Annotated in this window: 11 protein-coding genes; 7 read left to right on the top strand and 4 right to left on the bottom strand. The window is 39.9% G+C overall.

Annotated features, from left to right (window positions below; genetic code table 11):
• Nucleotides 1–132: 132 nt before the first annotated feature.
• Entirely contained in the window at nucleotides 133–777 is a 645-nt protein-coding gene (locus FJ709_RS13840) for a DsbA family oxidoreductase (RefSeq protein ID WP_226410614.1), read from the bottom strand.
• A gap of 389 nt (nucleotides 778–1,166) precedes the next feature.
• Here FJ709_RS13840 and hpf point away from each other — a divergent pair, with 389 nt between their 5' ends.
• Nucleotides 1,167–1,523, top strand: a complete 357-nt coding sequence (hpf, locus tag FJ709_RS13835; protein ID WP_226410613.1) for a ribosome hibernation-promoting factor, HPF/YfiA family — start codon at nucleotides 1,167–1,169, stop codon at nucleotides 1,521–1,523.
• Nucleotides 1,524–1,620: 97 nt separating this feature from the next.
• On the opposite strand, the gene FJ709_RS13830 is transcribed toward hpf, so the two are convergent.
• Nucleotides 1,621–2,340 (bottom strand): YebC/PmpR family DNA-binding transcriptional regulator, encoded by a 720-nt coding sequence (locus FJ709_RS13830; protein WP_226410612.1) that lies wholly within the window; start codon nucleotides 2,338–2,340, stop codon nucleotides 1,621–1,623.
• Between the two features lie 368 nt (nucleotides 2,341–2,708).
• On the opposite strand from FJ709_RS13830, the gene FJ709_RS13825 reads away from it, so the two are divergent.
• Nucleotides 2,709–2,966: a TIGR02922 family protein gene (locus FJ709_RS13825; RefSeq protein ID WP_226410611.1), complete on the top strand. Its 258-nt coding sequence runs from the start codon at nucleotides 2,709–2,711 to the stop codon at nucleotides 2,964–2,966.
• Nucleotides 2,967–3,025: 59 nt separating this feature from the next.
• On the opposite strand, the gene FJ709_RS13820 is transcribed toward FJ709_RS13825, so the two are convergent.
• Nucleotides 3,026–3,604, bottom strand: a complete 579-nt coding sequence (locus FJ709_RS13820) for a TetR/AcrR family transcriptional regulator (RefSeq protein ID WP_226410610.1) — start codon at nucleotides 3,602–3,604, stop codon at nucleotides 3,026–3,028.
• A 128-nt stretch (nucleotides 3,605–3,732) separates the two neighbouring features.
• On the opposite strand from FJ709_RS13820, the gene FJ709_RS13815 reads away from it, so the two are divergent.
• Both FJ709_RS13815 and FJ709_RS13810 read left to right on the top strand, forming a co-directional pair.
• Nucleotides 3,733–4,776 (top strand): alkene reductase, encoded by a 1,044-nt coding sequence (locus FJ709_RS13815; RefSeq protein WP_226410609.1) that lies wholly within the window; start codon nucleotides 3,733–3,735, stop codon nucleotides 4,774–4,776.
• A gap of 264 nt (nucleotides 4,777–5,040) precedes the next feature.
• Nucleotides 5,041–6,363 (top strand): leucine-rich repeat-containing protein kinase family protein, encoded by a 1,323-nt coding sequence (locus tag FJ709_RS13810; RefSeq protein ID WP_226410608.1) that lies wholly within the window; start codon nucleotides 5,041–5,043, stop codon nucleotides 6,361–6,363.
• On the opposite strand, the gene FJ709_RS13805 is transcribed toward FJ709_RS13810, so the two are convergent.
• Nucleotides 6,352–9,150 (bottom strand): EAL domain-containing protein, encoded by a 2,799-nt coding sequence (locus FJ709_RS13805; protein WP_226410607.1) that lies wholly within the window; start codon nucleotides 9,148–9,150, stop codon nucleotides 6,352–6,354. The two genes, FJ709_RS13810 and FJ709_RS13805, sit on opposite strands and share 12 nt — an antisense overlap.
• A 410-nt stretch (nucleotides 9,151–9,560) precedes the next feature.
• On the opposite strand from FJ709_RS13805, the gene FJ709_RS13800 reads away from it, so the two are divergent.
• From FJ709_RS13800 to FJ709_RS13790, 3 genes are all read left to right on the top strand, one after another.
• Nucleotides 9,561–9,752: a ribbon-helix-helix domain-containing protein gene (locus FJ709_RS13800; protein ID WP_226410606.1), complete on the top strand. Its 192-nt coding sequence runs from the start codon at nucleotides 9,561–9,563 to the stop codon at nucleotides 9,750–9,752.
• Nucleotides 9,753–9,926: 174 nt separating this feature from the next.
• Nucleotides 9,927–10,271, top strand: a complete 345-nt coding sequence (locus FJ709_RS13795; protein WP_226410605.1) for a zinc ribbon domain-containing protein YjdM — start codon at nucleotides 9,927–9,929, stop codon at nucleotides 10,269–10,271.
• A gap of 132 nt (nucleotides 10,272–10,403) precedes the next feature.
• Entirely contained in the window at nucleotides 10,404–11,021 is a 618-nt protein-coding gene (locus FJ709_RS13790) for a class I SAM-dependent methyltransferase (RefSeq protein WP_226410604.1), read from the top strand.

Genomic DNA, 11,021 nt, shown 5'->3' with positions numbered 1-11,021 from the left:
GGACTAGGCTGAGCAAACTAAACTGAGTAAACTAAACTGAGTAAACTAAACTGAGTAAACTAAACTGAGTAAACTAAGCTGAGTAAACTAAGCTGAGTAAACTAAAGTTGAGCAAGCAGAGGCTGAGTTTATCTACTCTGCTACCAACTGCTTGATGGCTTCAATTAGGTAATCCGCACTTTGTGCACCTGAAATCAAATACTTTTGATTCAATATAATCGCTGGAACAGCACTTATGCCTCTGCTTTGCCATAAAGCTTGCTCTTGTCTAACCGACTCGGCAAATTGCTGTGATGCTAATACTTGTTCTGCTTCGACACGGTCTAATCCAACACTGTCGACAAGGTTTAATAATACTGCAATGTCGTCAGGGTTTTGCTGCTGGGTAAAATAGCCATCAAACAAAGCGAGTTTAAGTTCAGTTTGTTTATTAAATGACTTTGCCCATTGCAGCAGCTGGTGGGCATTAAAGGTATTGTAAATACGCGATTGGTCGGTGAAGTTAAACTCAATATCTAGCGTTTTACCTATAGCCGTTAAATTGGCGCGATTTTGCTGACTTTGCTCGGGTGTAGAGCCGTATTTTTCAGCTAAATGCTCACCAAGGTGTTGACCTTGTTTGCCCATATTGGGATTTAACTCAAACGGGTGCCAAGTGATTTTTACCTCAAGATCACTAAAAGAGATTAAGGCTTGCTGAAGCCGCTTATAGCCAACGATACACCATGGACACATAACATCCGAGACAATATCTATTTGCAGGGTTTTGAGAGACATTGGGTTAACCTATAGATTAATTTAAGTTTATCAAAGTAGGGTGCAACACGCTTAACTGGTTAAATTTTAACTTAAAAAGCCATTTATTAGACCGCTTTGTGAGCTGTGTTGTAAAGCGAGTAAAAGTAGTAAACAAAGTTACTTGTTTATGTCTATACTAAGTGTGTATGGTGATGTTAACTCAGATTGAGAACAAGGTTGTTCAACTAGTTTGATCTAACTTTACTGTTACAAGCAATACAGAATTAAATTATAGATGTGACTTTGATATTCCTTTTTGACACTTTTTTGATTTAATCTCTTGAAATCTACAGTAAATGCCCCAAGTTCTCTTTTATGCAGTCAATTAATATGACATTAAAGAAACGTTATAACGCTAAGGACACTTTATGAAAATAAATCTTTCTGGTCACCATGTAGATGTTACTGACACTGTCAAACAACATGTAGAAGAAAAGTTCGCTAAGCTTGCTAACCATTTTCCAACCCTTATTGCATTAGACATTATTATCGCTAAAGAACATGGCGAATATGATGTAGAAGTTAGCACCAATTATGAAGGTACTCGAATTGCCGCTAAAGGTCTAGATTCAGTGATGTACCCAGCTATTTCTAGTGCAGCTAAAAAATTAGACGCAGCACTTAAACACCGTAAAGGCCATTTAAAAGCAGACTTGCATGCTAAGCCTGAAGTCACCGCGCCAGAAATTGCGTATGAAAAAGTACAAGAGATGGATTTACGTTAATTGAGTTAACGGATCCAGCTTCTAATAAAAAACGCAGCTTAAGCTGCGTTTTTTATTAGAGGCTTTGATAAATTTTAGCCTGCATGCGGTGATTAACTTACTCGTTAATCTCAGCATTGTGATACACGTTTTGTACGTCATCACAATCATCTAATGCCGCTAAAAACTTATCAAAGCTTTCGATATCTTCGCCGCTGATTTCAGTCATGGTTTGTGGTACAAAAGCTAAGTTTTCTACCTTGAAATCAATTTCTGGGAAGGCTTCAGTTAATACTGTGCGGGCATTGTTAAATTCAGATACCGGTGTAAATACACTGATAATGCCATCTTCTAGTTCTACATCGGCAACGTCAACGTCAGCCATCATAAGCAGTTCTAAAATCGCTTCATCGTCATCACCATCAAACACAAATACCGCTTGATGTTCGAACATATGGCCAACAGTACCTGGACCGCCTAGCTTGGCATCATTTTTAACAAACGCCTGGCGAACTTGAGTAAAAGTACGGTTACCATTATCAGTTAGGCAGTCAACAATCACCATACAACCACCAGGGCCAAAACCTTCATAACGAGCCGTATCGTAATCTTCACCACCGCCACCACGGGCTTTTTCAATAGCACGTTCAATAACGTGTGCTGGAACTTGATCTTTCTTCGCGCGGGCAATCAAGCTACGTAGTGCTAAGTTGCCATCAGGGTCAACACCGCCTTTAGCACAAATGTAAATTTCTTTACCGTAACGTGAGTAAATACGTGTCTTTTGGCCAGCGGTTTTCGCCATGGACTCTTTTTTATTTTGATATGCTCTGCCCATCTTAATCTCGTTTTATTAAATGTTTAAGGCTAAAAATTGTCATCGATTCTAGCAGGAATCATTCAAGCTGTTTAGATCAGACTTTAAAAAACGTGTAGATAATCTATATTTAAATCAACATATGTCGGTTTAAGCGAGGTTATATTCAATCAACAAAGATGATTTTGGCAACATTTTGGTTACCTTTGTTTCTTTTTGTATAGGATTAACGCGGTAAAAAGCATATTATTAAACTTAAAAGTGATGTGATTTTTGTTATGACTTAATCACATCACAGTATATAAATGAAAAAGATTGATAGACTGAATACGGAATATTGGCTAATTAATCCTTCACTTAACTAGTGTCTACTGGTACGAGAGTAAAGAATGAAATCTGAATCAAAGCAAGATGCAAATAGCGATAAACCGTCATTAGCCACTGTGACAATATTATTTTATGAAGCACCCGCAGGGCTTGAAATGCATAACACAGTATTAACTGATTTAACCATTAGTGAGTCTGGTCGGGTGATGATCCCTGATAGCTTTCGTCGCGGAAAATCGATTATTGCGGTATTAGATGGCGAGTGTACTATTTTGAACGCTTTGGGCGAGCGAGTATTTTCTCAAAAAGTAATTGGTTAATAGCAAGCTAAACCCATATTGGAGTTCAATAAAAATGACGCTAAGGCGTCATTTTGTTTTTAAAGTAAGCTATTAAATAATTTGTCAGCTAGTGGTAACAACACTTCTTTTGTTGGGTGTGTATGGGCAAATGTGCGCAAACCATAAATGCCCATCATTAAAAACTGCGCCTGTAATTGGCTATTAGTGTCGCTGTCGATTAGTCCCTGTAATTTTGCCGCTTCAAACACCTGCTCAATGCCGAATTGCCAGGCGTTAAGGTTGGTATTAATCAACTGACTAATATCTTCATCTTGCTCACCCACTTCATTTAACGCTTTGGTTAGCAAACAAGCCTGGGTGGCATCACAACTCAAACACTCTTCTACAATGCCCGCTAAATAAGTTTTTAAGTTGTGCAACGGGTTATTGTTATTGGTAAACAATAGTTGAAATTGCGCGCTGCGGTCAGCATGGTATTGGCCTATTGCCGCTAGCAGTAAGCCCTTTTTGTTTTCAAATGCACAATAAATTGATCCTGGGTGCAATCCAGTCGCTTTGGTTAAATCCGCCATGCTGGTTTTCGCATAACCTTTCATCATAAATGCTCGCATGGCCGCACGCAGTACAACTTGGCGATCAAACTCTGCATTTCTCATGGCGTTCTCTTTAGCATTAGTAATTATTGGGTGAGTTTAACCAATTTTGAATAAACATTCAAAAATTACTTGAATGAATATTCAAATAAGATTATCTTGAACGCATATTCAAGAATGGAGTTAACCACATGACGGCCAGTTTATTTACCCCTTACAAACTCAATGACACCTTAACATTAGCAAACAAGATTTTAATGGCACCATTAACGCGTTGTATGGCGGATGATGACCTTGTGCCAACACAGAAGATGGTTGATTACTATGCTCGCCGCGCTGCAGCAGGCTTAATTATCAGCGAAGCGACTATTATCCGCCCAGATGCTCAAGGCTACCCAAACACCCCAGGCTTATTTACTCCAGCTCAAATTGACGGTTGGCGTAAAGTGACCGATGCCGTGCATAAAAGTGACGGTAAAATCTTTTCTCAACTTTGGCACACTGGCCGTGTAGCACACCCACACTTTTTTGATGGTGACTATGTACTCTCTTCTTCTGCACAAGCTGTTGAAGGTACAGTGCCTAGAATGCGCGAACTGGTTTATCAAACTCCAAAAGCTGCCACCTTAGATGATATTAAGCAGTTAGTGGTTGATTATGCTCAAGCAGCGGCAAATGCGATTGATGCTGGCTTTGACGGCGTTGAAATTCATGCAGCGAATGGCTATTTAATTGACCAGTTTTTGCATCATGACAACAATCGTCGTGAAGACGAGTACGGCCAAACTCCTGAAAATATGTCACGTTTTGCTTTAGACGTTGTGGATGCTGTTGTTGCCAGAATTGGCGCAGACCGCACTGCTATTCGAGTTTCTCCTGGTGCCTATTTTAATATGGCAGCCGACCCACGTGACCGTGCTGTGTTTGACTATTTATTACCTGAGTTAGCTAAACGCAATTTAGCGTTTTTACACGGCGGTATTTTTGACGACTCAATGCAGTTTGATTACTTAGGTGGCAATATATCGACCTATCTGCGCAGTGTTTACACTGGCACCTTAGTGGGTGTGGGTAGCTATACCGCCGAAACTGGCAGTGCAGCAATAGCAGACAATAAATTTGATTTATTGGCTATTGGCCGTCCATTTATTGCCAACCCTGACTACGTAGCCAAAGTGCGTCAAGGTGAAGCAGTTGTTGAATACAACGACGCTATGTTGGCTGAACTTATTTAACACCATTGTTTGATCTGCTTTGTTAGAGATCACTTAGGATATTATTTTCATTCAGATGAAAATAAAACTAAAAACCAACCCCAATTGACACTTTTAGTATCCATTTTACCACTGCTATGCAGTGGTTTTTTTTGCCTATCATTTCAGCCTATCATTTCAGCCTATCATTTCAATATGAATCTGATGACTATTTGCTATCAAGCAGCAGCTTCTTTATTATTTCGCGTTTATCTAGTTGATTACCACATTGACAGGAATACCAGTATGCATACCTTAGCTCAGCTTGAATCAGGTGAACTAAAAGGGCTTGCACGTGTGCAAATAGTGGCAGAACTGACCGAGTTTCCAAGGGCGCTCTTGTCATTAGCCGACAGTTTAGAGATTTTAGACTTATCGAATAATCAATTATCGAGCCTACCTGATGACTTTGATCAATTAAGCCAGCTGCGCATCGTGTTTTTATCACAAAATTGCTTCACTGAATTACCAGAGGTATTAGGCCGATGCCCTAAGCTTGAAATGATTGGTTTTAAAGCCAATCAACTTACCCACGTGAGTGAACAGGCTTTACCCGACCATACCCGTTGGTTGATATTAACTGATAACCAGTTAACCCACTTACCAGATTCAATCGGCCGCTTAACCCAACTTAAAAAACTGGCGCTAGCCGGTAACCAACTAACTGAATTACCGGGCAGTATGGCTAACTGTCGTGAGTTGGAATTAGTGCGGTTATCGGCCAACAAACTGAGCCATTTACCCGATTGGTTATTCGACTTACCCAAACTCAGTTGGTTAGCGTTTGCGGGTAACCCTTATAGCCATGTTGATGAATGTTTGAATAACAGCGTGCCAATGATCCACCCAGAACACTTGCATTTCAGCGCCCAAATTGGCCAGGGTGCATCGGGCATTATATATAAAGCGCATTGGCTTGAGAAACCTGTGTCCCAAGCACATTTGCCCGACAATGTAGCAGTGAAAATGTTTAAAGGCGCTATCACCAGCGACGGTTACCCAGCAGATGAGCTTGATTGTTGTTTAACAACGGGTGAACATAACAATTTAATTCCCGCCATAGGCCAAATTCATCATGGTGAACAACTGGGGTTAGTAATGGCGCTTATTCCAGAGGGTTATCAAAATTTAGGCCTGCCACCCTCATTAAGTACCTGTACCCGAGACACTTTTAACGCTGATACGCAGTATTCTGTAGAGGCGATAGCGCATATTGCAAAACAAATGAGTCACACCATGGCCCATATGCATCAGCAGCAGGTTAGTCATGGCGATATCTATGCACATAATATTATGGTGGATGATGAGTTTAAGGTGTTATTTGGTGATTTTGGTGCAGCGTCTAATTTAGCTCACTTACCGCCGCAACAGCGCCTGAAAATGCACAAAATTGAAGTGCGTGCATTAGGTTGTTTGATTGATGATTTGTTATGCTTAATTAAGCCAGATCATCCACAACAGTCTACTTCCAAGTATGCTGAATTAGCAATATTATCAAAGACTTGCATGCAATTGGGTGTGTTGCAGCGGCCTGATTTTGAGCTAATTTTGAAACAGCTACTCAGCTGAATAAATCGCCAATGCTTGAGCTATGGATGCTGCAGGTTCGCCCAGTAAGTATCCCTGGGCATAATCAATTTCATACTGGTTAAGTAAGCTGAGAATAGCGTCGTTTTCGACAAACTCAGCGACGGTTTTTTTTCCCATTTTATGGGCGAAAATAGCTATGGTTTCAACCAACAACTGCGCTTTAGGGTCGCTATCTAAATGGCGGATTAATGATCCATCTATTTTGATAATATCAATATCTAAACTGAGCAAATGCACAAAGTTCGAATAACCTGCGCCAAAATCATCAATCGCAATTTTGCAGCCTAACGGTTTGACTAACTTAATAAAATGCTCCACCGCCTCGTAGTTAGTTATTTCTTCACTTTCTAATAATTCAAAGGTTATCCGCTGCGTGGTGTCCGGTTCACTTTTAAGTAAACTGACAATAGCCTCCAAATTTTGTGCAATGGCAATATCATCTAACGTGATGTTAACCGAAAACTCATAGGGCTGATTTTTAAACAGTGCAATTGACTTTTGCAGCATACAGCGCATTAACTGCGGATAAATACGTGATTGTCTGGCTGCTGCCATAAACTGGTGCGGCGCTAATATTTGCCCATCGGGTAGTTGGAGCCGCATCAAACACTCAAACTTTATTGGCGCATCAATTAAAGGCTGAATAAGTTGAACATAGGGCACTACCCATTGCTCTTGTGCTGCTTTAGCTAGCATTCTGCTTTGGCGCATGTTTTCTTCAAATGCTGCTGAATTAGCCATTTCGCTGCTAAAACAGCAATAAGTCAGCTGTTGTTTTTTAGCAAAGCGCCTTGCTAAATCAGCATGCCGATGTAGTTGGTTTGCTGACGTTGTTGAACTTGAATTAGCTATGGTTGAACCAGGTATATTTTTAGCTAATACTTGCTGATTAACCGATAACAGTGCTCCGCCAATACTGACGGAGATATAATATTCACTATCTTTGATAAGCAGAGGTTTTTGACAAACATCGTCAAATAAAAGCTGTCCAAGTTTTGCCAATTGTAGATGATTATTTGAACTTTCGGTTGATACAAAATTTGATACTGTGTCTGAGGTTAATATTTGAGTTGTTAATGTTACGACAAACTCATCAGGGCCAGTTTTATATAAGGTAACCGGCCTATTTTTAGCGGCTAATCGATTGGCTACCTCCAGTAAAATCTCATCACCGGTATCGACACCATAAAAGTCATTAAACTCACCAAAATCGTTAATGTTAATCACCAGCAAAGCGCCAATAGATTGATCTGCAAGATCACTATATAATTTTTTTCGATTAGGTAGCGCCGTTAAACCATTAAAATATGCTTCTTGATATAACTTACTATTTTGCTCTGCTATTTGGGTAAAGCTGTCCTGTAAAGACTGGCGCATGTTATTGAAGTTTTCAGACAATTGCTGAATTTCATCCTGGCTATTGATGGTTAACACCTGTGACAAATCACCCTTGACAATATTTTGAGTCCACTTGGTTAACTTTAAAATATCTTCAGTGACCATTTTACCCACACGAGTGAATAACCAACTCGATAACACAATTACCCCGCCAAGCAAGAGTAACTGAAATAGAAACATTCTCAGCAGTTCGTCACCGTAAAGCTTTACTTGAATAGACCCCGCATAGAAGCCTTTTAACTGGCCGCGATATACAATCGGCTGCACAAACTGACTAAACCCAAGTATCAACTCAGCAGTCCGTGTCCGCGATGTTTCAACCCCATTCATATTCTGCGGTCGTGACATTATTACTATCTGGCCATTTTGCGCTTCAGCTATTGCTTTGGGCAGCAAGTCACGCCACATACCGTCAACGAAGTAGTCGCGGCTATTATTAAAACCCAGTTGTTCAGCCCGAGACTGTTGGATTTGTGCATTTTGCCCACGATGGCGCAGGGTAATTAACTGGCCATTTTTATCCAACACTGCAAAATCGGAAAGGGTAATTTGAAATAAACTACTTTGGGTTTTATCAATGCGCGTGGTAGCAGGGACAAAAAACTGACTTAACCCCCTATTGATATTGTTTGCTTGTGTGTCCAGTTGTTCAAAATCCACTCCCTCACCATGTAAAATCAGATGCATAGCGTGCACGCTATCGATTAAACCTTGTTTAATTAATTGTCTATTTAGATGCAGTTGATAACTGAAAAATAATAGTTGCGCGCAGGCCAATATCAGAATATTGCTGAGTACTAATTTACGATGAAACGGTATTTTTTGGTGCAGTAACCAGTAAAGAAAGGGTTCGAGAATACAAAAGAGTAAAAATGTACCTAATAACGCTGCGGTAAGAATTTGGCTAATTAAAGTGATTTTTGGCCAATCAGCTATCCGTATAAGCGAATTTTCGCCACCCCAGGGGTTAACACTGGTTTGAGGGTTATTAGGGTCTAAAATCCACACCGGTTCGACTTTATTTTGAATAAAAAGCACTAATTTATATTCAAGATCCCCAGGGTAGACCGGTAAGTCAAAGTACCACTGCTGGTTTTGTTGTGTTAGTTGATAGAAAGTGTCGTCAATATGCCAGTCGCTGAAGCTGCCACTCACAAAGATCTTTTCAATAATTGCATCATGCTTTATGCCCCACTTATCACGAGTGGTGTTATCAACATTGACCGGCAACTGAATACGATAGGGTTCAAGCGCCCCAGCCTGTAAGGCGCTAATGATGATGCTTTGTATCGGCCACAGTAAACATAAGCCAATTAATATGGCTACTCTGAATTTCCACTTATGTAAATAATGGGCAATTAAACTCATTTACTGGCGACGCCTATGGCAATCATTTAGTGTCATCACTTAGTCAAAAATTATCGAATGAAACCGCAACACATGCCATCCTTAATACGAGTAATAGAACATCTGACGGATAGACTAACCAGAAAATCAAATGTAAGTATTTTGTTACTTGTAATATGCGGTGCAAAACTGATTCGGTCAAGCCTAGTATTAACTAAAAACAACATCCTAACCTGATATTTTAGTTTGCCAATTACTGCCATAAGAGTGGTAATACAAGTTGCAATTGGCAGCTAGAATGATGGGCCTGCGGAAGATAAAAATCAGTGTAGTTGAACCGAAAAGAAAGTGCTTTTATGTAAATGAGTATCTGCATAATTGCATATAGGGTATTATCATCAAATGATAATGTTTTAATGGGAGTGACCCTAATGGAAAATAAAACGGCACGCTTTACTGTGCTACTCGATCCAAGTAAAAAGCAGGCATTTGAACAACTGTGCGCATCGCAAGACCTAACGCCATCGCAAGTTGTACGTCAGCTAATTCGCGGTTATCTTGAACAACATGATGTGAGCTATGGCGATCAACAGCCGACTAATAACCCAAAAGTGAAGAGCTAACCATCATTTTCAGTCTTAAAAGATGATGCTGGATTGAGTGTAAATGATAATTTCATTATAATGCCATTATCATTTTGGTCAGAATGCAGCTTAAAGCCCAATAGACTCGTTATTGAGTCAGCATCGCATATAAAGTTCTGGCTGTTACAGTATGTTAATTAAAGAGAATTAGTGATGAGCGATACAATCCCACCATGCCCCAAATGTGAGTCACCATACGCCTATTCAGACGGCACGTTATTAATTTGCCCAGAATGCGCTAATGAGTGGAACCCAAATGAAGTGGTAGTAGACCCAGACGTTATCATTCTTAGCGATGCCGTAGGTAACTTGCTTGCTGAAGGTGACAAAGTCACCTTAATCAAAGATCTAAAAGTAAAAGGGTCTTCTTTGGTACTAAAAGTCGGCACAAAAGCGGTTATTAACCGTTTTGTCGCAGGTGACCACGACATCGATTGTAAAGTAGATGGCAACGGCCAAATGATGTTGAAATCGAAATTTGTTAAAAAGCAGAGCTAGTGAAATAAGGTATGGGTTAATACTTTAGCCTTGCTTCTTTTTAAGCTTACGAAAATACCTGCCAAGTGCAGGTATTTTTTTGTTGCGGTAATATGAATTAGTTACTATACCTTTCAATTGGTTATGTTAATCTTGGAATTATGTCTAGCGCCTAAAATAACTAAACTCAGTATGACCATAGATTTCTACAACCAGCATTCTGATGCTTTTTATTCTGATACTGTTAATGTGAATATGACAGCCCTTTATAATGAGTTTATTCCCCTCATTCCGTTAACTGGACATATCCTTGATGCAGGTTGTGGCAGCGGTCGTGACAGTGCTTACTTCATTCAACAGGGTTTTAAGGTCACCGCATTTGACGCTAGCGAAGCCCTAGTTAAGAAAGCGACATTATATACAGGCCTTGAAGTCTCACTCGCCACTTTTGATAGCTTTGACACTAAACTGAAATTTGATGCCATTTGGGCATGTGCATCATTATTACATGTGCCTAGCCCTTTAATCGCCAATACTTTTAAGCGTTTAGCCTCATATTTAGCCGTTGGGGGGATTTTCTATTGCTCATTTAAGTATGGTGATGATGATATAAATCGAGGCGGTCGCTTCTTTACCAATGCTAATGAACAAAGATTAGCTTCGTTTATTGTTAACTCTAATTTATCAATAAACAAAACATGGATAACTCAGGATGTCAGACCCGATAGGCAAGATGATAAGTGGCTTAATGCTATTTTGATAAAACGGTAA

Source organism: Shewanella glacialimarina, assembly GCF_020511155.1.
Taxonomy (GTDB): domain Bacteria; phylum Pseudomonadota; class Gammaproteobacteria; order Enterobacterales; family Shewanellaceae; genus Shewanella; species Shewanella glacialimarina.
Note: the sequence above shows the minus strand (reverse complement) of the source record. Positions and strands in the feature narration are given on the sequence as shown.